This window comes from Paenirhizobium daejeonense, from assembly GCF_014280875.1.
Taxonomy (GTDB): domain Bacteria; phylum Pseudomonadota; class Alphaproteobacteria; order Rhizobiales; family Rhizobiaceae; genus Allorhizobium; species Allorhizobium daejeonense.
The window spans coordinates 30,986-55,047 of record NZ_JACLAL010000010.1; the positions used below are offsets into that span (position 1 = coordinate 30,986).

At 61.9% G+C, this 24,062-nt stretch carries 19 protein-coding genes; 12 read left to right on the top strand and 7 right to left on the bottom strand.

Annotation, left to right across the window (positions count from 1 at the left end):
* Positions 1 to 87 precede the first annotated feature (87 nt).
* Entirely contained in the window at positions 88 to 1,203 is a 1,116-nt protein-coding gene (locus H4I99_RS20970; RefSeq protein ID WP_163901598.1) for a GumK N-terminal domain-containing glycosyltransferase, read from the bottom strand.
* Positions 1,204 to 1,222: 19 nt separating this feature from the next.
* Entirely contained in the window at positions 1,223 to 2,410 is a 1,188-nt protein-coding gene (locus H4I99_RS20975) for a glycosyltransferase family 4 protein (RefSeq protein ID WP_163901600.1), read from the bottom strand.
* A 400-nt stretch (positions 2,411 to 2,810) separates the two neighbouring features.
* Here H4I99_RS20975 and H4I99_RS20980 point away from each other — a divergent pair, with 400 nt between their 5' ends.
* The 9 genes from H4I99_RS20980 to H4I99_RS21020 all read left to right on the top strand — a co-directional run bounded on the left by H4I99_RS20980 (position 2,811) and on the right by H4I99_RS21020 (position 14,882).
* Positions 2,811 to 4,763: a GumC family protein gene (locus tag H4I99_RS20980; RefSeq protein ID WP_163901602.1), complete on the top strand. Its 1,953-nt coding sequence runs from the start codon at positions 2,811 to 2,813 to the stop codon at positions 4,761 to 4,763.
* A gap of 97 nt (positions 4,764 to 4,860) precedes the next feature.
* On the top strand, positions 4,861 to 5,820 hold the full coding sequence (locus H4I99_RS20985) for a GlxA family transcriptional regulator (RefSeq protein ID WP_163901604.1): 960 nt from the start codon (positions 4,861 to 4,863) through the stop codon (positions 5,818 to 5,820).
* A 128-nt stretch (positions 5,821 to 5,948) separates the two neighbouring features.
* A complete protein-coding gene (locus H4I99_RS20990; protein WP_163901606.1) occupies positions 5,949 to 6,854 on the top strand; it encodes a class II glutamine amidotransferase in 906 nt (301 codons plus the stop codon).
* A 3-nt stretch (positions 6,855 to 6,857) separates the two neighbouring features.
* Complete coding sequence (locus H4I99_RS20995; protein WP_163901608.1) at positions 6,858 to 7,544, top strand: GltB/FmdC/FwdC-like GXGXG domain-containing protein; 687 nt, start codon at positions 6,858 to 6,860, stop codon at positions 7,542 to 7,544.
* A 14-nt stretch (positions 7,545 to 7,558) separates the two neighbouring features.
* The gene (locus H4I99_RS21000; RefSeq protein ID WP_163901610.1) at positions 7,559 to 8,887 is read left to right on the top strand and encodes an FMN-binding glutamate synthase family protein; all 1,329 of its coding nucleotides are present in this window, start codon (positions 7,559 to 7,561) and stop codon (positions 8,885 to 8,887) included.
* Between the two features lie 63 nt (positions 8,888 to 8,950).
* Positions 8,951 to 10,258: a type III glutamate--ammonia ligase gene (gene glnT / locus H4I99_RS21005; protein WP_163901612.1), complete on the top strand. Its 1,308-nt coding sequence runs from the start codon at positions 8,951 to 8,953 to the stop codon at positions 10,256 to 10,258.
* Positions 10,259 to 10,384: 126 nt separating this feature from the next.
* Positions 10,385 to 11,269, top strand: a complete 885-nt coding sequence (gene purU, locus H4I99_RS21010; RefSeq protein ID WP_163901614.1) for a formyltetrahydrofolate deformylase — start codon at positions 10,385 to 10,387, stop codon at positions 11,267 to 11,269.
* Positions 11,270 to 11,378: 109 nt separating this feature from the next.
* Positions 11,379 to 14,303 carry an aminotransferase gene (locus H4I99_RS21015; protein ID WP_164490837.1) on the top strand — a complete coding sequence of 975 codons (2,925 nt, stop codon included), beginning with the start codon at positions 11,379 to 11,381 and terminating at the stop codon, positions 14,301 to 14,303.
* A 171-nt stretch (positions 14,304 to 14,474) separates the two neighbouring features.
* The gene (locus H4I99_RS21020) at positions 14,475 to 14,882 is read left to right on the top strand and encodes a DUF3307 domain-containing protein (RefSeq protein ID WP_244625218.1); all 408 of its coding nucleotides are present in this window, start codon (positions 14,475 to 14,477) and stop codon (positions 14,880 to 14,882) included.
* A gap of 71 nt (positions 14,883 to 14,953) precedes the next feature.
* On the opposite strand, the gene H4I99_RS21025 is transcribed toward H4I99_RS21020, so the two are convergent.
* Positions 14,954 to 15,853, bottom strand: a complete 900-nt coding sequence (locus H4I99_RS21025) for a LysR family transcriptional regulator (protein WP_163901616.1) — start codon at positions 15,851 to 15,853, stop codon at positions 14,954 to 14,956.
* Positions 15,854 to 16,058: 205 nt separating this feature from the next.
* On the opposite strand from H4I99_RS21025, the gene H4I99_RS21030 reads away from it, so the two are divergent.
* The 3 genes from H4I99_RS21030 (at position 16,059) to H4I99_RS21040 (ending at position 20,664) form a co-directional block, all read left to right on the top strand.
* On the top strand, positions 16,059 to 17,342 hold the full coding sequence (locus tag H4I99_RS21030; RefSeq protein ID WP_163901618.1) for an NAD(P)/FAD-dependent oxidoreductase: 1,284 nt from the start codon (positions 16,059 to 16,061) through the stop codon (positions 17,340 to 17,342).
* Between the two features lie 63 nt (positions 17,343 to 17,405).
* On the top strand, positions 17,406 to 18,947 hold the full coding sequence (gene amaB / locus H4I99_RS21035) for an L-piperidine-6-carboxylate dehydrogenase (RefSeq protein ID WP_163901620.1): 1,542 nt from the start codon (positions 17,406 to 17,408) through the stop codon (positions 18,945 to 18,947).
* A gap of 175 nt (positions 18,948 to 19,122) precedes the next feature.
* Positions 19,123 to 20,664, top strand: coding sequence for a bifunctional aminoglycoside phosphotransferase/ATP-binding protein (locus H4I99_RS21040; RefSeq protein WP_163901622.1), 1,542 nt, complete (start codon positions 19,123 to 19,125; stop codon positions 20,662 to 20,664).
* Positions 20,665 to 20,750: 86 nt separating this feature from the next.
* On the opposite strand, the gene H4I99_RS21045 is transcribed toward H4I99_RS21040, so the two are convergent.
* From H4I99_RS21045 to exbB, 4 genes are all read right to left on the bottom strand, one after another.
* Entirely contained in the window at positions 20,751 to 21,209 is a 459-nt protein-coding gene (locus H4I99_RS21045; protein ID WP_163901624.1) for a hypothetical protein, read from the bottom strand.
* Between the two features lie 68 nt (positions 21,210 to 21,277).
* Positions 21,278 to 22,222, bottom strand: coding sequence for an energy transducer TonB (locus H4I99_RS21050; protein WP_163901626.1), 945 nt, complete (start codon positions 22,220 to 22,222; stop codon positions 21,278 to 21,280).
* Positions 22,219 to 22,710: a TonB system transport protein ExbD gene (gene exbD, locus H4I99_RS21055; RefSeq protein ID WP_163901628.1), complete on the bottom strand. Its 492-nt coding sequence runs from the start codon at positions 22,708 to 22,710 to the stop codon at positions 22,219 to 22,221. The genes H4I99_RS21050 and exbD overlap by 4 nt, the downstream gene beginning before the upstream one ends.
* Positions 22,711 to 22,715: 5 nt before the next feature.
* On the bottom strand, positions 22,716 to 23,864 hold the full coding sequence (exbB, locus tag H4I99_RS21060) for a tonB-system energizer ExbB (RefSeq protein ID WP_425314397.1): 1,149 nt from the start codon (positions 23,862 to 23,864) through the stop codon (positions 22,716 to 22,718).
* Between the last annotated feature and the right edge of the window lie 198 nt (positions 23,865 to 24,062).

A 24,062-nucleotide genomic window follows, 5' to 3' on the forward strand; every position in this document is an offset into this window, starting at 1 on the left:
GGGCGCGCATATCCAGCGCTTGTAGGGGGAAATCATTGAGAAATGTTATGCCGCACCGCCGCGCGAGCGGATGAGTTCCAAATGTGGTTAACCTGAGCTGTCTGACGGGAAGATCACCTGCACTGCTTCTTCCCAGGTTCTGATCCCGGACACGTCGATCCTGCTGCGATCGTAGTCCTGAGCGTGCCCGAAGGCCTCGCGAATGGATGCCGGGTCCGCGGGATCGTAGGCGCAGACATGCTCTCGGCCCCCCGCCGCAAACGCAGGCGCCACGATCGGCAGCCTCGAATAGCTGTACTGGATCATCTTGAGGCTCGACTGACTGAGATAATCGGCACCATCACTCAGGCGATAAGGCGCGAGACCGATATCGGCGAATTTGATGAAGGGCACGATCGTCTCGAAGGCGACTTCGCCATGGACGACGATGTTGTCCCGCGGCTTCGCCGGCAGCGCCTTCTTGCCGAAGAGATGAAACGTCCAATCCGGATTGGCCGCCGAAAGCGTATCAATCACATTGGCATCGAACAGCATGTCGCCGACGCTGACGGCATTGAGCAGCTTTGCATAGGGGTTCGTCGTTGCCTGATCGAAGACCCCCTTGCTGATGCCGTGCGGCAGATAGAGAACCGGCGCATCTGCGGGGAAATCCGGCCGCATGGCCTCCGCCATGATGTGGACGAGGTCATAGAGACCGATATTTTCTGCCAAAACCTGCTCGATCACCGGATGCACCCCGATAGTCTTCAGCCGGTCGGCCGCGTGATAGACGATCCGCGCACCCGGCGCCTTTCGGCGAATGAGCGGCGTTAGCAGCGGCGCAGGCCCGCTTTCGATCAGCACGTGGGTATAGCCAGGCAAGCGATCTTGTACAGCTTTCGGCAGCAGATCCGCATAATGCCGGAAGAACAGCCCCGACAACCGATTGAGGAACGGCTTCTTCAGGTTCATCGGGTGGAAAGGCGCAAACCAGATGAATTCCTCGAACCCCGGCCCGATCTCCACCCAGCGATTGAGCACCCGACTGCGGGCATAGGCGTAACGCCCGTCCTTCAGGAAACGACTGATCAGGCTGAGCCGGCAGGTGAGGAAATCGACGTGATCTCCCTGAGCCCGCAGGGCGTCAGCCATGAAATGCAAGTCTACCTTGCGTGGTGCGGCAGCGAAATGCTGGCCGGTAACGATGAGCACACGGCGGGGCATGCGAGGCTCGGCCATCGGCTCAGGCACTCGCCCGGACGGGACGTCCGCGAAGCGCATCCTCGTAAATTGCGGCATAACGATCCGCAACGCTCGCCCATGCATGGGTCGCCGCCGCATCGATCATGGCGTTGCGAACGGCTTCCGGATCGGACGACAGGTGCTGGTAAGCCTTGCGAACAACCGCCGAGGCCTCTTCCGGACGCGCGAAATCGGCAAGGAAGATACCACCATGCCGATTGCCGAGCGCATTGTAAGCATCATTGGTATGAAGAACCGGCACGAGACCGGCGCTCATCGCCTCGACGGCGACGAGGCCGAAGCCCTCATATTCCGATGCGGACGCGAAGAGCGACGCACGGCCGATCAACTTGCGGACCTCCGCATTCTCCAGTCCCACATGCAGGGTGACTTGCCCTTCCAGTCCTCGCCGAGCGATTTCGTTGCGGATATCCGCCTCGCTATGGTCGGAAACCGAACCGACGACATCGAGTGCCCAGCCGGGCTCAATCTTGTTCAGCGCGTAGATGGTGTCGAACAGCCGGTCCAGCCGCTTGTTCACGGAGAAGCGCCCGATGGTGATGATGCGCCGTTGCGGCACCGGCGATGAAAGGCGGGCGAACTTCTCATTGTCGACACCGTTTTCGACAAGCACGGAACGTCGGCCGGCGATTTGCGAAAACAGGTCGAGATCCGACTGGCTGCAACAGACGACGGAGCGATAGGCGGATGCCGAAAGCCGGGTCACCGTCTTGAACCAGACATTCTTGATCGCCGCATAATTCTTCGTGTGGAAAAAACCGCCATGGGTGGTCGCGACCATCGGCTTGCCGTGGAACGGGCGCGTCCAGGCCAGTGCGTCGAAGAAGAAGTCGATCGCATGCACATGCACGAGGTCGGCATCGGCGATATGACGGAACACCTGCGGAGCGACGGGATAACGGGAGCTTCCCTTCCACGGGATACGCACCACCTCGACACCGTCGATCACGTCATGCGCCGGCAGCGTCGTACCGGGATCCACGAAGAGACGATCGAGCGTGACGACGCGCACGCGGAAACCCCGTTTCAACAGCAGCCGGCTGAGATTGGAAACGACGTCTTCCAGCCCGCCGCGACTTGGCGGATACTGTCGGACGACCTGCACGACGAGGGGAGAGCCTGACGTGCCGAGCGGAATCGATCCGGCTGTGGAAGAGCTGAACGCCATTTTTCACCTGCCTGGTTTGCGTCTCCGGAGAAGATCTGCAACTCCGGGAGAATGCCTCGCGATGGCCTATTCTCAACGCCGCCAACTCTTAACATCAGGTGTGGCGCCGCCTTCCTTATGGCACTTGCTTGCGAGCAAGGTTAATACTTGCAATAGCTTGTATTCAGGCTTGGTTAAGTGTGGAGTTGAGAGGATTTATCCGAAATCGCCCTCGGCCGGAGACAGGTTTGCGGCCGAATGCGATGGAACCGGACACGGGCTTGGAAACAGGATCGACGCGGAAAACGCCTGGTGAGGCGAAAGTTCGCGTTACGGTCCTTCTGACGGGAGAACGGGTATCGGCATTTTGCAACAGACAGGGCTACTGAGACGTTGGCTACTCCTTGTAGCCTGCGCCGTCGTGTGCTGTGCTCTCCTGGCTGCAATCCATGTCTTCCGCCAACAGTCGAGCTTTGCCGCGACCACGGAACTGCTGGTAGACCCGGCCGATCTGGTAACGACGAGCATGGATGGCGGGACCGGACGCGCTCGCCCCGACCCGTCAAGTCTCGACAGCCAGGTCTACGTGATGCAATCGCGCCGGGTTCTCGACGCCATCGTTACCGAACTCGACCTTGCAGGCGACCCGGCTTTCGCCCCTCAGCGAACCTCATTGGACCGGACGGCCCCCGCAGCGCAGAACGCCGTAGCTGAAAGCTTGCGATCACGCCTGACCATTGCCCGGGCCGGAAAATCCAGCGTCTTTAAGATCACCGCCCGACATACGGATGGACCGCGCGCAGCACAGATCGCCGACACCGCGGCAAACGTCTATCTCCGGCAATTGAAAGACGCGCACGAGCAGGAGACGAAGCGCACCGCCAATGCCCTCACCGCAAAGGCGGACGAACTGCGTGAGAGCCTCCGCAAGGCCGATCTCGCCGTGGAGACGTTCAAGGCGGAAAACGGCCTTGTCAGTAGCGAGCAGGTGGGACAACTGGCCGACCAGCAACTTTCGAGCCTCAACCAGCAACTGCTCAATGCACGCAATGCCGAGGAACAACAGCGCACCATATACGAACAGGCGCGCAACCTGACGGTCGGTTCGCTGGAACAGGGAACCATTCCCGAGGTCCTTCAATCCGGCGCCATCGCGCGCTTGCGCGAACGTTTTGATGCCTTGCAGGAGAGATATTCGGAACTCGCCATCCATCTCGGCCCGGACCATCCGCAGATGCGGGCCATCGACACGCAGATGACCAGAGCGAAGCAGACGATGCAGGCGGAAATCGATCGTCTCAGGCAATCGCTGCAATCCAGCTATCAGCGCGCGACCGCCAATACCCGCTCACTCTCCGGGCAGCTGGAGACCTTGACCAAAGCAAGCATTGAAAACGCTGCCGTCCGGAGCAGGCTGCGCCAGCTGGAGACCGAAGCTGAAGCCCCGCGCACGGCCTACAGGGAAGCAACAGACCGGGCGGAAGAATACAGCCGGCAGCAATCCCTTGTGACGCTCAATTCACGCATCCTCACTGCCGCCGTTCCGGTTGAAAGGCAACCACCCGTCAGGACATGGCCTCTTCTGGGGGCCGTCCTGCTTGGCGGCCTCGCCATTGGCAGCGGCCTCACCTTCCTGACTGGCCTGCCTGTCTCCAGACGGTTGACAGAACAGACCCTTGTAAAACAGACAGGCTTCGCGATCCTTGGCCGTGTCTCTTCCGCGGCACAGACAACGCCGAAATCCTCCGGCCTCGTCCGGTTCCTGCGGATTGGCCGGTCAACCCGCACGGCATTGCCCCGGGCCGCCAACGACGGCATTCGCAATGTGGCGGATCGGCTGCAGGCGGCAATGCCGACAGGACGCCGCGGAACGGTTCTGCTCATCGGCATCGGCGATCTCGACGAGCCGCGCGGGGTAGCCGCAGACATAGTGCAGGCACTGATCGATACTGGCCGTGATATTCTCTACGCCCCCGGGGCATTGAAGCCGAAGGTGACACGCCTTGGCACAGCACCCCGACAGGGAGTAACGGGCCTTGCCGACGCGGCAACGGAAGGGTCAGCCCCGCTCGCTGATCTCCTGAAATACGAACATCTTCCCTCGGCGGCGAAAGTGACGGCTTTCGCCGGCATCGGTCGCACGTTCTCCCGCTATGACAGCATTTCTCACCCTTCGAACGCCGACATGGTGGTCATCAATGCCTGCGGAACACCGGCGGCGAAATGTCTTCCCCAACTCGTTCATGAAGCTGATACGATCGTCGTTCTGATGGAGATCGGCCGGACAAGCGGTTCCGATGTCGACGATCTCCTCGAAACATTGGGCTACAGCCGTGACATCGTACTCGGCATCGTTCTCGTGGAATCGACCTGAAAAGGCATCCAGCCGGCATCGCCCTTGCAAGCTTTCACGTGCTCATGTTTTCTGATCCCACGGCAATTGGCATCGAAAGTCCGGGACGCGAAGCAGCATGCGGGAAACCGACAACAATGTACAGGATGTGGGCTTCATCCTGATCCCCGGCTTTGCCCTGATGTGCTACGCCTCCGCCGTCGAGCCGTTGCGGGCGGTCAACCTGCTTGCCGGGCGCGAACTCTATCGCGTCCACGTCTATTCGCCGTCGGGTGAACCTGTTCCCTCCTCTTCGGGCGCCGTCGTCCCCGCCGAACCGCTGGTGGCAGCGAAACGGGACCGTCTGCATTCGCTCTTCGTCATCGCCGGCGGCCATCCCTCCGGCTGGCAATGGCCGGCCGTTCACGCCAGCCTGCGCGCTTTCGAGCGCGATGGCGTGTCGATCGGCGGGATATCGGGCGGACCCTACTTGCTCGCCGCCGCCGGCCTCCTGACCGATCACCGCTTCACCATCCACTGGGAACATGCACCGGCTCTTATCGAGGACTTTCCGGGATTGAAGCCAGAGCAGGCGCGCTACATCTTCGACCGCAATCTCCTGACCTGCGGCGGCGGTGTGGCGCCTCTCGACATGATGCATGCGCTGATATCCGCCCGCTTCGGCCCCGCCTTCGCCACCCGCGTCAGTGACTGGTACCTGCATACCCATGTCGCCTCATCCGCCGAACCTCAGCGGGCTTCACTCGCCGAACGCCACGGCCTGCATCATCCGGCCCTGCTTGCCGTACTTGAGAAAATGGAGGCGACCATCGAGCATCCGCTCGACCGGGATGCCATGGCCCGTTTTGCCGGTATCACGCCCCGTCACCTCGACCGGCTGTTCGCCGAACACCTCGCCTCGACCTTCCTGCAGGAATATCGTCGCCTCAGGCTCGAACACGCCCGCAAGCTGCTGCAGCAGAGCGCCCTTTCCGTATCGGAAATCGCCTTCGCCTGCGGCTTTGCCAGCCCCGCACATTTCGCCCGCCGCTACCGGGAACTCTACGGCACCACGCCGAAAAAGGGCCGCAGCCTGTGAATTGATGGCGGAACCTTCGCCACATTCAACATAAATTTCACTACAGGAAATTAAATTTCTCTTGGGTTGATTTGCCGTTTTTCCTTTGCTAGCCATTGTGCAGTTGCACACTGGCAAGGAGAAGAGCGATGTGCGGAATCGTCGGCCTGTTTCTCAAGGACAAGAGCCTTGAACCCCAACTTGGCGCCCTGCTCTCGGACATGTTGATCACCATGACCGACCGCGGACCGGATTCGGCCGGCATCGCGATCTATGGCGGCGCGCCCGCGGGCAAGGCCAAGATCACGGTACAATCCGCAGAGCCGGAACAGGAATTCTCAGGTCTGGAAGCGGATCTCGCCAAGGCGGGAATTCCGGCAAGCGTGACGCTGAAGAGCACCCATGCCGTCATCGAGATCGATGAAGGCAAGCTTGGCGAGATCCGCGCCGTGCTTGCCGAAATCCGTCCCGACATCCGGATCATGGGGTCGGGCGAAAGCGTCGAGATCTACAAGGAAACGGGCCTGCCGAAAGATGTGGTATCCCGTTTCGACGTGCGCGCCATGGGCGGCACCCACGGCATCGGCCACACCCGCATGGCAACGGAAAGCGCGGTCACGACGCTCGGCGCGCACCCCTTCTCCACCGGCCCCGACCAGTGCCTCGTGCACAACGGTTCGCTTTCGAACCACAACAACCTGCGCCGCGAACTGAAGCGGGAAGGCATGAGCTTCGAGACCGACAATGACTCCGAGGTTGCAGCCGCCTATCTCACCGCGGAAATGGCCAAGGGCAAGGATCTCGGCAAGGCACTCGAAAGCGCCCTCGACGATCTCGACGGCTTCTTCACCTTCGTCGTCGGCACGAAATCCGGCTTCGGCGTGCTGCGCGATCCCATTGCCTGCAAGCCTGCGGTAATGGCTGAGACCGACCAGTACGTCGCCTTCGGCTCCGAATATCGCGCACTCGTCGGACTGCCCGGCATCGAAAACGCCAGGATCTGGGAGCCGGAACCGGCGACCGTCTATTTCTGGGATCACGAGAAAGCCGCCTGAACCATGCCAGTTTTTGACCTCTCCCAAACGCCGCTCCGCGAACTCAACAGCGCCCTTCACCAGATAGAGAAGGGTGCCAACGACATCGTCTTCGAAGTGGTGAACCCGCGCGGCAGCCACGCCGTCGCTGTCGGCATCGACAGCCCCGTCACCGTCGAAGTGAAGGGCTCCGTCGGTTACTACTGCGCCGGAATGAACGACGGCGGCACGGTCACCGTGCACGGTTCGGCCGGACCCGGCGTCGCCGAGAACATGATGTCCGGCACCGTCGTCATCGAGGGCGACGCCTCGCAATATGCCGGCGCGACAGGCCGCGGCGGGCTGCTCGTCATCAAGGGCAATGCCGCCTCGCGCTGCGGCATCTCGATGAAGGGCATCGACATCGTCGTCCATGGCAACATCGGCCACATGTCCGCCTTCATGGGGCAATCAGGCCATTTGGTGGTGCTCGGCGATGCCGGCGAGGCCCTGGGCGACAGTCTTTACGAAGCGAAACTCTTTGTGCGCGGCACGGTGAAAAGCCTCGGCGCGGATTGCGTCGAAAAACAGATGAAGCCGAAGCATCTCGAAAAGCTCGCCGCTCTCCTGGAGAAGGCAGGCGTCAAGGACGTCAAGCCGGAAGAGTTCAAGCGCTACGGCTCCGCCCGCAAGCTCTACAATTTCAACATCGACAACGCCGACGCGTACTGAGGCGAGGAACAGCCATGAGCTATCAGAATCCCTACACCCCGCCGCGCAAGTCAGCCACCTTTGACGACTATACGCTTGCCGAAATCCGCCGCGCCGCGGCCACCGGCATCTATGACATTCGCGGCGGCGGCACCAAGCGCAAGGTGCCCCACTTCGACGATCTCCTGTTCCTCGGGGCATCGATCTCCCGCTACCCGCTCGAAGGCTACCGCGAGAAATGCGACACCTCGGTCGTTCTCGGCACCCGCTTTGCCAGGAAGCCGATCGAGCTGAAAATCCCGATCACCATTGCCGGCATGAGCTTCGGCGCCCTTTCCGGCAATGCCAAGGAAGCGCTGGGACGCGGCGCGACGCTCGCCGGGACCTCCACCACGACGGGCGACGGCGGCATGACCGACGAGGAGCGAGGCCACTCGGAAAAGCTCGTCTATCAGTACCTGCCCTCCCGTTACGGCATGAACCCGAAGGACCTGCGCCGCGCCGATGCGATCGAGGTCGTTGTCGGACAGGGCGCCAAGCCCGGCGGCGGCGGCATGCTGCTTGGCCAGAAGATTTCCGACCGCGTCGCCGAAATGCGCACGCTGCCCAAGGGCATCGACCAGCGCTCGGCCTGCCGTCATCCCGATTGGACCGGACCCGACGATCTGGAAATCAAGATCCTCGAACTGCGTGAAATCACCGACTGGGAAAAGCCCATCTATATCAAGGTCGGCGGCGCACGCCCCTATTACGACACTGCACTGGCCGTGAAAGCCGGGGCCGATGTCGTGGTTCTCGACGGCATGCAGGGCGGCACGGCGGCAACGCAGGACGTCTTCATCGAAAATGTCGGCATGCCGACGCTCGCCTGCATCCGCCCGGCCGTTCAGGCGCTTCAGGATCTCGGCATGCACCGCAAGGTCCAACTCGTCGTCTCCGGCGGCATCCGCTCGGGCGCCGATGTCGCCAAGGCGCTCGCACTCGGCGCCGATGCGGTCTCCATCGGCACGGCGGCACTCGTCGCCATCGGCGACAACGATCCCCATTGGGAGGCTGAATACCAGAAGCTCGGCACAACGGCCGGCGCCTATGACGACTGGCACGAGGGCAAGGACCCCGCCGGCATCACCACGCAGGACCCGGAACTCGCCAGGCGGCTCGATCCGGAGATCGCCGGCCGCAGGCTCGCCAACTACCTCAAGGTCATGACGCTCGAGGCCCAGACCATCGCCCGCGCCTGCGGCAAGAACAAGCTTCATAACCTGGAGCCGGAAGACCTCTGCGCTCTCACGATGGAAGCCGCCGCCATGGCGCAGGTGCCGCTTGCCGGCACCAGCTGGTACCCCGGCAAGGGAGGGTTCTGACCCTCCCGACAACTCAGCATACATCGCCAGAAGTGTCTTCATAAAATCCAAAAGGGGAACGAAGTGACACTGGATCTCGAAAGCTATGCCAAGGAGCATGGCGTCAAGTATTTCATGATCAGCTATACCGATCTCTTCGGCGGACAACGGGCCAAGCTCGTTCCCGCCGCGGCGATCAAGGGCATGCAGGAGGAAGGGGCGGGCTTTGCCGGCTTTGCCACCTGGCTCGACATGACACCCGCCCATCCGGACCTTTTCGCCCTGCCGGACGCCTCTTCCGTCATCCAGCTGCCCTGGAAGAAGGAAGTCGCCTGGGTGGCGGCCGACTGCTACATGGAAGGAAAGCCGGTCGAGCAGGCCCCGCGCAACGTATTGAAACGGCTGATCGCGGAAGCGGCAGCCGAAGGCATGCGGGTGAAGACAGGCGTGGAAGCGGAATTTTTCCTGATTTCCGCCGACGGCTCGGAAATTTCCGACGGCGCCGATACCGCCGAGAAACCCTGCTACGACCAGCAGGCGCTGCTGCGGCGCTATGATGTGATTTCCGAGATCTGCGACTACATGCTGGAGCTGGGCTGGGGCCCCTACCAGAACGACCACGAGGATGCGAACGGCCAGTTCGAGATGAACTGGGAATTCGACGACGCACTGAAGACCGCCGACAAGCACTCCTTTTTCAAGTTCATGGTGAAATCGGTTGCGGAGAAACACGGTCTGCGCGCCACCTTCATGCCGAAACCCTTCAAGGGCCTGACCGGCAACGGCTGCCATTGCCACATCTCGGTCTGGGATGCCCACGGCAAGGTCAACGTCTTTGCAGATGGCGACGCGGACTTCGGCCTGTCGGCCAAGGGCAGGAATTTCCTCGGCGGCATCATGGCGCACGCCTCGGCAATCGCCGCCATCACCAACCCCACAGTCAACTCCTACAAGCGCATCAACGCGCCGCGCACCCTCTCCGGCGCGACATGGTCGCCGAACACTGTCACCTGGACCGGCAACAACCGCACCCACATGGTGCGCGTGCCCGGCCCCGGCCGTTTCGAACTTCGACTGCCGGATGGCGCCGTGAACCCCTATCTCCTGCAAGCCGTCATCATCGCCTGCGGTATCAACGGCGTTCGCAGCAAGGCCGATCCCGGCCCGCACTATGACATCGACATGTATCAGGAAGGTCATTTGGTGAAGGACGCGCCGCGTCTTCCGCTCAATCTTCTCGATGCGCTGCGTGAATACGACGGGGATACGCTTTTGAAAGACGCAATGGGAACGGAGTTTTCCGCCGCCTATCTTAAGCTCAAGCATAATGAATGGAACGCCTACGCCGCCCATTTTACCGAGTGGGAACGCACCACCACACTCGATATCTAGGGCAGCCGGAACATCCGTTCGGGCGACAATTCGCCATTCCCAATCATGGCGTCGGATCTATCCGACGCCTTTTGATTAGAGTAGAGACAACCCGCGCGGTTTGCCGAGCGAGTAGAGGATGAGAACATGACGAGCTATGTACTGACGGTTTCCTGCAAGTCCACGAGAGGCATCGTCGCCGCCATTTCCGGCTATCTGGCCGGCGCGGGTTGCAACATCGTCGACAGCTCCCAGTTCGATGACCTCGGCACGGGCAAGTTCTTCATGCGCGTTAGCTTCATTTCCGAGGAAGGCGCAAAGCGCGACACGCTGGTGGAAGGCTTCGCCCCGATTGCCGAGAAGTTCGGCATGGACTGCGAATTCCACGACGCCGCACAGCGCATGAAGGTGCTGCTGATGGTATCGCGCTTCGGCCACTGCCTGAACGACCTTCTCTATCGTTGGAAGATCGGCGCGCTGCCGATCGACATCGTCGGCGTGGTGTCGAACCATTTCGATTACCAGAAGGTCGTGGTCAATCACGACATCCCCTTCTACCACATCAAGGTAACGAAGGAGAACAAACCGCAGGCGGAAGCGCAGCTTCTGGACCTCGTCGAGCAGACCGGCACGGAACTGATCGTGCTCGCCCGCTACATGCAGGTGCTGTCCGACAGCCTCTGCAAGAAGATGTCCGGCAAGATCATCAACATTCACCACTCCTTCCTGCCGAGCTTCAAGGGCGCAAACCCCTACAAGCAGGCCTTCGAACGTGGCGTGAAACTGATCGGCGCAACCGCCCACTACGTCACCGCGGACCTCGACGAAGGCCCGATCATCGAGCAGGACGTTGCCCGCATCACCCATGCCCAGTCCGCGGATGACTATGTTTCGATCGGTCGCGATGTGGAAAGTCAGGTTCTCGCCCGCGCTATCCACGCCCATATCCACCATCGCACCTTCATCAACGGCAACCGCACCGTCGTCTTCCCGGCAAGCCCGGGTTCCTACGCTTCCGAGCGCATGGGCTGACAGCAGCTCGACACGAGGGACGGCGACCCGCCGTCCCTATCCAGCGCGGTATGGACGCGCCCACTTCCTCTGATAATGTCACAACTGTGATTCACGAGGGGAAACAAGCATGCCGGACTCCGCTCTTCTTCAGCGCACCGAGCTGCCGAGACCAAATGTGTCGGAGACGCAGGCCCGGGAAATCCTGAAGGACCATTACCGGCTGGAAGGCGCGATCCGCGAACTGGGGAGCCAGCAGGACCGCAACTACCTGATCGACACCGGCGAAGCCCGTTTCGTTCTCAAGATCTGCCGCGCCGAATATGCGACCGTAGAGCTGGAAGCCCAGAATGCCGCGATGCGCCATCTCGGCTCGCTGCCCGGCATGCCGCGCATTCCCCAGCCGGTTGCCGCGCCGGAAACCGGCGAGGACATCCTCTTCCTCTCGCTGGAAGGCGAAGACTATCAGGTCCGGCTCCTGACTTTCCTCGAAGGCGAATCCCTGACCCGCCGCAAGTATCTGGCCCCCTCCGTGGTTGCCGAACTCGGCGCGGTTTCCGCCCGCATCGCCAAGGGGCTGGAAGGTTTCAGCCACGCTGGCCTTCAGCGCGATTTGCAGTGGGATCTTCGCCGCGCCGGCCCTGTCGCCCTGCATCTTCTCAAATCCGTGACCGATCAGGATCGCCGCGACCGCATCGCCAAGGCGATGATTTCAGCGGTCAAGCGCATCCAGCCTCTCGCTCCGGCGCTCCGCACCCAGGCGATCCATCACGACATTACCGACGACAACGTCGTGGCCCGGCCAGATGCCGGCGGCCGGCTGCTGCCCGATGGCGTGATCGACTTCGGTGATGTCATCTCCGGCTGGCTGGTGGCCGACCTTGCAGTGACCTGCACCGCCCTGCTGCACCATGCCGACGGCGACCCCTTCTTCATTCTGCCCGCCATTCGTGCATTTCAGGATATCCATCCGCTCAACGAAGCAGAGCTGCGGGCACTCTGGCCGCTGGTCGTCGCCCGCGCCGGTGTACTCGTTGCCAGCACCGAGCAGCAGCTCGCCATCGATCCGGACAACGAATACGTCATCGGCAATGCGGATCATGAGCGTGAGATGTTCGAGGTTGCGACCTCGGTTCCCTTCGTGCTGATGGAAGCCGCAATCCTCCAGCTTGCCGGCATCGCCGACAAGGCACTGCCGGCGATCGGCCGCCTATTGCCAGACATCGCCCCGGAAACCGTTCACCTGACCGATCTCTCGGTACTGAGTACGGAGCTTGCGGAAAACAACTGGTCCGACCCGGAAATCGACTGGCGCGTTCTCGCCCGGGCCGCCGCCGAAACCGGCGCAGCCTCGACCCGCTACGGCGAATACCGGCTCTCCTACACGCAGCCGCTCTCCCCCCGCGCGCCTGCGACTTTCGCGCTGCATGTCGATGCCTGCGTGCCGGCCGAAGCACAGGCCGTCGCCCCCTTCGACGGAACGCTGCTCAAGGATGGCCATCACCTCATCCTTTCTTCCCCGGATATTCGCCTGCATCTCGACGGACTGGAAACCCCACTAGAACATGAGACGGCAGTCTCCGCCGGCGATCCGATCGGCGTCGTCTCGGGTCATCCGGGCTCCGTCGGCGGTCTCAGGCTGCAGCTTTGCCGCGACGCCAACCTCGTACCGCCGCTCTTTGCCCGGCCAGTACACGCGGCCGCGTGGTCGAGGCTTGCTCCGTCGCCATCGCCGCTCCTTGGCGTCGATCTCGATGCACCCGCCCCCACGAGCGGCGAACTGCTGGAAAAGCGACACAAAAGCTTCGCCAGGCCGCAGAAGAATTATTACGCCGAACCGCCGCAGATCGAGCGGGGCTGGAAGGAGCACATGTATGATGTGACCGGCCGCGCCTATCTCGACATGGTCAACAACGTCACGATCCTCGGCCATGGCCATCCGCGGCTCGCGCGCGCTGTCGGCCGTCAGTGGTCGCTGCTCAACACCAACTCACGCTTCCATTATGCGGCCGTCGCGGAATTTTCCGACCGTCTGGCTTCGCTTGCGCCCGAGGGCCTCGATACGGTCTTCCTTGTCAACAGCGGTTCCGAAGCGGTTGATCTCGCACTGCGCCTTGCCTGGGCCCAAAGCGGAGCCCGAAACATCATCAGCCTGCTCGAGGCATATCACGGCTGGACAGTGGCGAGCGACGCCGTTTCCACCTCCATCGCCGACAACCCGAAAGCGCTGGAAACGCGTCCCGGCTGGGTGCACCCTGTCACCGCGCCGAACACCTATCGTGGCCCGTTCCGGGGCGCCGCATCGACCACAGAATACGTTGCGCGCGTCGAAGCGGCACTGGAGGCACTCGATCTGGTGGGCGAAGGCCTCGCGGGCTTCATCTGCGAAAGCGTCTACGGCAATGCCGGCGGCATTCCCCTGCCCCCCGGTTATCTCAGCGAAGTCTATGCCAAGGTGCGCGAACGCGGCGGCGTGTGCATTGCCGACGAGGTTCAGGTCGGCTACGGGCGTCTCGGCCATTATTTCTGGGGTTTCGAGGAACAGGGCGTCGTTCCCGACATCATCACCATCGCCAAGGGGATGGGCAACGGCCAGCCACTCGGCGCTGTCATCACCCGCCGGGAAATCGCCGACAGCCTGGAAAAGGAAGGCTACTTCTTCTCCTCTGCCGGCGGCAGCCCCGTCAGTTGCGTCGTCGGCATGACGGTGCTCGATATCATGCGCGACGAAGCACTCCAGGAAAACGCGCGTGATACCGGCGATTACCTGAAATCCCGGCTTCAGGCGCTCGGTCAGCGCTTTCCGCTGGTCGGCGCTGTCCATGGCATGGGGCTCTATCTCGGGCTGGAATTCATCCGTGACCGGGAAACGCTGGAGCCAGCAACGGAAGAGACCGCGGCAATCTGCGACAGGCTGCTCGATCTCGGCGTCATCATGCAGCCGACCGGCGACCATCTTAACGTTTTGAAAATAAAACCGCCTCTGTGCCTGAGCCGTGAGAGCGCCGATTTCTTTGCCGACATGCTCGAAAAGGTGCTTTCCGAAGGCTGGTAGAATATTTCAGCATCCACGAAAGATCTTAATTCACAACAACCGCCACATCGGATCTTTTCCGATGTTGTCAACGTTTCACACATCGCAACACCAGCTCCTTCAGAATCCATCTTCCCATTGCTTTCCGAGCTGGTTTATCCTTGGTCCGCAGCCTGTCCTGCCGAAGGGAGTATGATGTTAACGTTGCCTGACCAGATCTCCACAACGTGGATGATGAACGGTATCGCGTTGTTTCTGGCCAAGCATCTGCTTGCGGACTTCCTGTTGCAGACCAAGTGGATGGCACTCGGCAAGGAACGGGCTCGGGGCTGGCTGGTGCCGCTCACCATCCATGCCGCCGTCCATGGCGCCCTGACCACCGCGATCTTTGCCGTATTTGCACCGCCGCTGGCATGGATCGGCGCCGTCGACTTTGCCATTCACTTCACCATCGATCGTTCAAAGGCCATCATCCAGCAGCACTACGCCTTGACCACGACGAAAACCGGTTTCTGGTGGCTTCTCGGCACCGACCAGACGCTGCATCATATCACCCATCTGGTCTTCGCAATCGTTCTGGCTACAAGTCAGACGCTCTGACCGCCGAGGCATTGCGGCAAAGCCTGAAACGGTTCTGCGTAGAAGGAAGCGTCACAAAAGGCGCTCCAGACTCAATCGATCGCATCACGGACTTCCGCGACCATCCACTTACGAAACGCGGCAAGCGGCGGATAGTCTGCTCTCTCAGGTGGGAAGGCGAGATAATAGCGCTCGGCGCTCTCGACCTCACCGTCGATTGCCGGCACTAGTTCACCCCGGTCCAGTTCGTCGCGAAACAGGAAAACGGGCAGAAGCGCAACGCCAAGCCCACCAATTGCGGCCTGCGCCACGGTAGCAAACTGGTCGAACAGCATGCCATGGACACTTTCGAAAGCCACCCCGCGGCCCGTCAGCCAGCGCTCCCAGGCATCCGGCCGCGTCGTCAGGTGCAGCAGGGGCATGTCAAGAATATCCGCCGGCTCTTCCGGTCTGTGACCAGCCTTGAACGCCGGACTACACATCGGCAGCGTCGTCTCCCGCATCAGGAAGTCGAGCTCGGCTCCCGGCCAGACCGGGTCGCCGAAATGAATGGCCGCATCGATGGAATCCAGGCGGAAATCGAAAGACGAGAGACGCGTGACCATGTTGATGGTGATGCCGGGATGGGCGGACAGAAATTTGCCCAGCCGTGGGGCGAGCCACCGTGCGCCGAAGGTGGGCAGGATGGCGAGATTGAGCGAGCCGCCATCAGGGTTTGCCCGAAGGTTGAGCGAGGCGCTGGAGATGCGGCGCAGGGCCTCGCGGATCTCTCGCGCATAGCCGTCGCCGGCAACAGTGAGGCGGATCGTCTGGCGTTCGCGCAGGAAGAGCTCCACACCAAGCTGGGTTTCCAGTGCCTTGATCTGGCGGCTGACCGCGCTCTGGGTGAGATCGAGTTCGCGCGCCGCCGCCGTGATGCTGCCGGTGCGCGCCGCAGCCTCGAAGGCAGCCAAGAGGGAGAGGGACGGAAGAAAGCGTCTGGCCGCCAGCATGTCATGCGCCTCCGGAATGAACTCTTGAGAAATTATCGTTGGAACGGGTTAGTTTCGTCTTCTAGATTCCGCAAGACTTTACGTTTCGGAATGACGCGCCGACGAACGCTGCTTCCTCTGGGGAGGGACGAGGCAGCCGCCGTGCCATCCCGCCCGGAACGCGTCTTTGAGGCCAGTTGTCACGGCCACGTCAGAGGATGGCATCATGCTGAACGACCCCCGCTCCCACGGTCTATGGGAAAAAACCGCCCCCAAAGCCCCTTCGACTCCAGCTCTGTCCGGTAATGTCGATGCGGACGTCGTGATCGTCGGCGGTGGCTACACTGGCATTTCCGCCGCCCTTCATCTTGCTCAGGCGGGCACGAAGGTCGTCCTGCTTGAGGCGACGGAAATCGGTTTCGGCGGCGCGGGCCGCAATGTCGGCCTGATCAACGGCGGCATGTGGGTCATGCCTCTGGAAATCCCGGGCGTGCTCGGCCCGGTCTATGGCGAACGTGTGCTCGATCTGCTCGGCAATGCGCCCCTGCTCGTGCGCGAACTGGTCGAAAAGCATAACATTGAATGCGAGATCGAGAAGAACGGCACCCTGCATTGCGCCGTCGGCGAAGAAGGCCTGAAGGAGATCAAGGAACGCTGCGCGCAATGGGCAGCCCGGGGCGCCGATGTCCGTGTCCTTTCAGCAGAGGAAACGGCAAAGCGCATTGGAACGAAGGCCTATAGCGGCTCGCTTCTCGACATGCGCGCCGGCACGTTGCAGCCGCTCGCCTATGTACGCGGCCTTGCCAAGGCAGCAATTGCAGCTGGCGCAACGATCCATACCGGCAGCGCCGCCATTTCGACCGAGCGCAACGGCAGCCGCTGGGTCGTCAGAACGAAGAACGGCTCCGTCACGGCCAACTGGATCATCGTCGCTTCGGAATTCTATTCGACTGGCCCCTGGGAGCAGATTCGCAACGAGCAGGTGCTGCTGCCCTACTTCAACTTCGCCACAGCGCCGCTGTCGAAAGCCCAGCTTGAAAAGATCCTGCCCGGTCGCGAGGGGTGCTGGGACACCAAGGAAATCCTTTCCTCCTTCCGTATGGACAAGGCCGGCCGGCTGGTGTTCGGCAGCGTCGGCGCGCTGCGCAACACTGGCGCCGCCATTCACCGCTCCTGGGCCAAGCGCTCGTTGAAGAGGCTCTTCCCGGAACTTGGGGATGTCGCCTTCGAGGCCGAATGGTTTGGCCGCATCGGCATGACCGACGACGCCATTCCGCGCTTCCACAAGTTCGCACCGAATGTCATCGGCTTCTCCGGCTATAACGGCCGCGGCATTGCGCCTGGTACGGTTTTCGGTAAGACCCTAGCACGCCATATTCTTGGCGAACTGTCCGAGGAGGAAATGCCATTGCCGGTTTCGGCGGTGAAGGAGGTCCCTCTTCGCAACCTCAAGGGCGCCTATTACGAGGCTGGCGCTCAGATCGCCCATTTTGCCGGCGAACGTTTCTGAATACGGAAACGCGCCGAACCACAAGACGACAACGGAACACAACAGGATACCGGAAGGAACTCCATGACCCTTGCCAAACAGAATTTCGCAGCAGAAGTCACCTCCATCATGGCCAAGCTCGGCGTACCCGCCTCTGCCCTGACCGGCGGCTCGCTGACTGTCCGCTCCCCGATCAACGGCGAACAGATCGCCGCCCTCAGCGAGATCGACGCCGCCGGCACCAAGGCTGCAATCGAAGCCGCCCACCAGGCCTTCCTCGAGTGGCGCCTCGTACCGGCCCCTAAGCGTGGCGAACTCATTCGCCTGCTCGGCGAGGAACTGCGCACTGCCAAGGCTGATCTCGGCCGTCTCGTCTCCATCGAAGTCGGCAAGATTACCTCGGAAGGTCTCGGCGAAGTTCAGGAAATGATCGACATCTGCGATTTCGCAGTCGGCCTTTCCCGTCAACTTTACGGCCTGACGATCGCCACCGAGCGCTCCGAACACCGCATGATGGAAAGCTGGCATCCGCTCGGCGTTACAGGCATCATCTCCGCCTTCAATTTCCCGGTCGCCGTCTGGTCGTGGAACTCGGCGCTGGCGCTCGTCTGCGGCAATTCGACCATCTGGAAGCCGTCGGAAAAAACCCCGCTCACCGCCATCGCCACCCAGGCGATCTTCGAAAAGGCTGTCACCCGCTATGTCGCAGACGGCAACAAGGCTCCGGCAAACCTGTCGACGCTTCTGATCGGCGGCCGTGACATCGGCGAGATCCTCGTCGACAATCCGAAGGTTCCGCTAATCTCAGCAACCGGATCCACCGCCATGGGCCGCGCCGTCGGTCCGCGGGTCGCAAGCCGCTTCGGCCGCTCGATCCTTGAACTTGGTGGCAACAACGCCGCGATCGTCTGCCCGACCGCCGACCTCGACCTGACGCTGCGCGGCGTCGCCTTCGCCGCCATGGGCACCGCCGGCCAGCGCTGCACCAGCCTGCGTCGTCTGTTTGTCCATGACAGCGTTTACGACACGCTGGTTCCGCGCCTCATCAAGGCCTACGGCTCCGTTTCGATCGGTAACCCGCTCGAAGCCGGCACCCTGATCGGCCCGCTGATCGACAAGGGCGCTTTCGACCGTATGCAGACGGCCCTTGAAGCCGCAAAGGCAGCCGGCGGCAAGGTAGCGGGCGGTGACCGCGTCAATACGGACGAAGCCGCCGACGCCTTCTACGTGCGCCCGGCTCTCGTCGAGATGCCGGCCCAGACCGGCCCGGTCGTCGAGGAAACCTTCGCCCCGATCCTCTACGTCATCAAGTATAGTGACTTCGACGAAGCACTCGCGCTGAACAACGACGTGCCGCAGGGCCTGTCGTCCTCGATCTTCACGAACGACCTGCGCGAGGCGGAAGCCTTCGTTTCGGATCGCGGTTCGGATTGCGGCATCGCCAACGTCAACATCGGCCCTTCCGGCGCTGAAATCGGTGGCGCCTTCGGCGGCGAAAAGGAAACCGGCGGCGGCCGCGAGAGCGGTTCGGATGCCTGGAAGGCCTATATGCGCCGCGCGACCAACACCGTGAATTACGGCCGCACCCTACCGCTCGCCCAGGGTGTCAAATTCGACGTGGGCTAATAATCGGCCCCTCGCTTCTTCAAAGGCCGCGCGATCCGCAGGGACCGCGCGGCCTCTCTCATTGCAGGCTTTCTCTCGTCAGTCTGCGACCAAGGTCGAGCGCGAGAGACTGGCCTTCCCTTTCGGAATCGGACAAGGTACCGGAAGTGATATGGACGGCTCCCGCGGAGGGCGAATGGATATTCACGATCAGTCGGCGGCCATCGAATTCCTAAGCCGCGCCGAAAGCTACGGTTTCTCCGGACAGGTCGAGGTCATCGAGACCCATATCTCCTTCGTCTTCCTGATTGATGGCCGCGCCTTCAAGCTGAAGCGGGCGGTGAAGCTGCCCTATGTCGACTTTTCCACCTACGATCTGAGACTTTATTACTGCCAGCGCGAGGTCGAACTGAACGGCCGTGCGACACCGGATCTCTATCTCGGCATCCGCCGGATCACCCGCGAAGCCGATGGCCGGCTTGCATTCGACGGAACCGGGGACCCGGTGGACGTGATCGTCGAGATGACCCGCTTTGCCCAGCACGACCTCTTCGATCGCATGGCGCAGAAAGGAAGGCTGACGACCCGGATCATGGAGGAGACCGCCGGTCTCGTCGCTAGCTTCCATGTCAAGGCGCCCGTCGTTCACGCCGGCAGTGGCTCTGGCAATCTGGCTGGTGTTCTCGACATCAACGAGGCAGGCTTTGCCACCAGCCATATCTTTCCGCCGGAAGAAATCGCGCGTCTGGCCAAGGCCTTCCGCGCTGCCTGGCAAGGTCATGCATCGCTGATGGACAGCCGCGAAGAGCAGGACAAGGTGCGTCTCTGTCACGGCGACCTCCACCTCCGGAACCTTTTCATGAGCGCTGCGGGTCCGCGCATGTTCGATTGCATCGACTTCAACGACCAGATCGCCACCGTCGACGTACTCTACGATCTTGCCTTTCTGTTGATGGATCTCTGGCACCGCGGTTTCTCGGACTTTGCCAACATCGTGATGAATCGCTATCTCGACCGCACCGGCGACGAGGAAGGCTACGCTCTGCTGCCGTTCTTCATGGCCGTGCGGGCCGCCGTGCGCGCGCATGTGACGGGAACCCAGATCGAGGAAGCAGGCGATGCCGATGGTAGCCTGACGAAAAGCGCCAGAGGCTACTTCGACTTCGCAGCCGAACTGCTGAAGCCCGGCATACCTCGGCTGATCGCCATCGGTGGCCTCAGCGGTTCCGGCAAGTCGACGCTGGCAGATGCCCTTGCGCCAAGGCTTGGAACTGCCCCCGGAGCCCGGCTTCTGGAAAGCGACCGCTTACGCAAGGCGATGTTCGGCATAGCCGTCGACGAGCGTCTACCGGTTGAAGCCTACCGGCCCGAAGTCTCGCAAAAGGTTTATGACAGCCTCGCCACCCGCGCCGCGAAAATCATCGCCGGCAACGGCGCGGTCGTGGTGGATGCCGTGTTCGACCGGCCGGAAGAGCGCAGGCACATCGAGGCTGTTGCAGCCGAGGCCGGAATAGCCTTCACCGGCATCTGGCTGGAAGCGGATGCCGAAACCCTGAAAGCCAGGATCGCCGCCCGCCCGCAGGGACAGTCGGATGCGACGACGGATATTCTGGAACGCCAGCTTGCGAAGAATATCGGTGAAATGAACTGGATCCGGCTCGCAACAACGGTGCCGACCCCTGAACTCGTGGAGAGGGTGTTAGCCCTCGCCGCAAAATCCGAATCCGTCTGCGCCTGAGATATCATCTGGCGGGACGAGCGTAAGCATTTCCTGACAGAATTCATTGTCTCGAAGGGAGCTCCACGCTTCGGCGTAGGTCGGCCTCAGAAAGCCGTTCCCCGCGACAACAGCCAGCGCAACATCCGGGCGAGATCGCGTGCCACCCAGCCGGAATTGCGGCCTGAGGAGGCCGTAAGATCCATATCCTCGAAAAAACAGACAAGGCGGTGGTCGTCCACCGCAAGAAACGTCCAGCCGATCTGCTTGGCGCCGACAGTCGTCGCCCTGACCTTTTCGGCGAGGAAATCCGCCGGCGTCGACGGATCGGCGATAATCACCACATTGCAGCGGGTCGTGTTGGTGTAAACGTTGAGGAGCGCATCGACACAATCCTCCTGCGACACACGCAGCCAGCGTTCGTCGCGAGCAATGATGCTCACATGCTCGGGCGGTTTAGACGCCATGACTTCGAGACCGGCATCGACACAGGCCTGAGGCAGAACCATATCGAGCCAGGACTCGATCAACGCATATTCCGCCTCGTAGGCCTGCAGCAATTCCATGAAATCCCTCGGGCTCCGTCGACAGCTAACCTGTACGACGCAGCGCAACATGGCAAGGGGTTTACTGCTTACCGGAGATTGAACCGAACCGGTGCAGTGATAGTCTTGTTGACACCCGGCGGCGGGGCCGGCACCGGAGATGCGCGACGGACCATCTCAACCACTTCCTGATCGAGCCGGGGGTATCCCGAGGAGCGAGACAGCGACACCGATAGCACGTTGCCGGAATCATCGATCCGGAATCGTACATACGCAGTGCCTTCTTCACGGTTGCTGCGGGATTCGGATGGATAACGCTTGCGCCGCTCCAGATGCGACATCAGACGCGATTGCCATTTGGCCGGAGAGACGCTGCTGTTACCGCCGGTGCTCGTCTGCTGGGCCGCCGTACGGTTGGACTGCGTCGCATCGATACTGGCCTGCCGCGCGGCCTTCGACGCCGGTGGTTCCGGGGCCTGCTTCTTCTTCTCGACCTTCTTTTCCGGCTTTTTCTTGGGCTGATCCTCGAGCTTCTTCGGCTCCGGAGGACGAACGACGGGGATCGGCACGGCAACGTTTTCGAGTTGCGCCAAGACCTGCTGCTCGATCGGATCTATCTCTTCCACGACTTCCGGCGGCGGCTCTTCAACAGGCTCCGGCAGGGGTTCCGGTTCCGGCGGCGGCAGTTCTTCAACCACTTCTTCCACCGGTTCGGGTGTCGGCTCCGGCTCGGGTTCCGGAGGAGGCTCTACAGCAGGTTCCGGTGGAGGCGTGATTGCGGCCGATTTGACTTCTTCGGCATCCACCTGATCGTCGACGACATCCTCTTCCTCAATATTTGCGGCTTCCGGCTCTGGCGCCATCTCGATCATGATCGCAGCCGGAGGAGCCGGATCGCCCAGGGGTTCCGGCGTCGACCGCATCAGAAAGGCGACAGCGCCCGCATGGGCGCTCGCCACCAGCACGGCGGCGGACGTCCACAGCAGCAGTTCACCGACAGCGAACCGAGACCTAAATCCGCCAGGGCCTGTCATGGGGTCTGGCCTTCGGCAGGAACAGTCGGTGCGGCCGGGTTCGATGCAGCGGGCGCCTGTGCCGCTGGGAGCGTTTCAAGGCCGACCAAGGCGATCTTCAGGTATCCGGCGTCACGCAGGAGGTTCATCACCTCCATGAACGCGCCGTAATCGACGGCCTTGTCGGCGCGCAGGAAGATGCGCGCATCCTTGTCGCCTTCAGTCAAACGGTCCAGGTTCGTGCCAAGAGCTTCGCGCACTACGGTCTCGTTGCCGAGCGCCAGCGACATGTCTTCCTTGAGCGTCACATAAACCGGCTCATCGGGACGCTCCGCCGGCTTGGCGGTGGAGGCAGGCAGGTCGACGCTGACATCGACGGTGGCGAGCGGCGCCGCCACCATGAAGATGATCAGCAGCACGAGCATGACGTCGATGAACGGCGTGACGTTGATCTCGTGGCTTTCCTGGAGTTCGTCGCCGGAGTGGTTCTCGCGAATGCCGCCTGCCATCGTTCTTACTCCGCAGCAAACTTCACGCTGGCATTGTGACCGTCATTCGGCACCTTGCGGAAATCGAGGTCGCGGCTGACGAGCCGTTCGATGCCGGCCGCAGCATCGGCCAGAAGCTGGCGATAGGCTGTCACGGAGCGTGCGAACATGTTGTAGATGATGACCGCGGGGATAGCGGCGACAAGGCCGATCGCGGTGGCCAGAAGCGCTTCAGCGATACCGGGCGCGACGACGGCAAGGTTGGTCGTGTTGGACTGGGAAATGCCGATGAAGGAATTCATGATGCCCCAGACCGTACCGAACAGGCCGACAAACGGAGCAACCGAACCGATGGTCGCAAGAACGCCCGTACCCTTGGCCATGTTGCGGCCCGCGCCGACCTCGATCCGCGCCAGAGCGGAGGAAACGCGTTCCTTCACGCCCTCGCCGCCGGCATAATCGATGGCGGCATCCGAAAGCCGGACCTCGTGGTTGGCAGCGCGTACCATGCCGGCCACAACTCCACCGCGTCTTTCGACATGCAAGAGTGCCTGCCCAAGCGTTGCGGCCTTGATAACTGCGCGCAGACCCTTCTTCGCACGGATGCGCGCGCCGGCAAGCTGCAGCGTCTTGACCAGCCAGACCGTCCAGGTGGCCAGCGAGGCAAGCGCCAGCGCGATCATCACGGACTTGACCACCCAGTCGGCAGCCATGAACATGCCGAAAGGCGAAAGATTGTGCGGGAGATCTGCGCGCGGAGCGGCTTCAACGGGGGTAGCTTCAACCGGAGCCGACGCCGTCGGCTCGACAGCCGCTGGGGTAGCATCCTGAGCGACAGGCTGCGGGGTCGTCGGCTGCTCGGCTCTAACCGGTTGGGCGGCAACAGGAGCAGCTTGTTCAGCAGTAGCAACGGGCGCGGCATCGGAAGCGACCGGGGTGTCCGGAGCGGCAGAAACCGGAGTCTCCCGTGCATCCGACGGGCTCGGAGCAGAAGTATCGACGCTTGCAACAGGCGCGGCGGGGACAGGCGCTGGAGCAACCTGAGTTGCAGCGGGGGCTTCCGGAGCCGCAACAACGGGAGCCGTCTCCTGAGCAACGACCGGCTGCGCGGCGAGGATCATCATGCAGGCCGCAAAGGCGGCAGCGGCGGAAGGTCCCGAATGACGAAGAAACACTGGGAACTCCTTTTGGCAATGACTGAACAGGGCGAGACAGCCCTGCCCGCTTGGGATCGGGTGGGCTGCGACTTCGTCTTCGATAGTAAACTTGACTTCTTTTGACAAGTAATAAACCAAGTTCTGCGGAAAAAACCGGACAAAAAGACACAGGAAATCGAAGGCGCGCACACAAAATCTCTCCGCGTGGCATGAGGG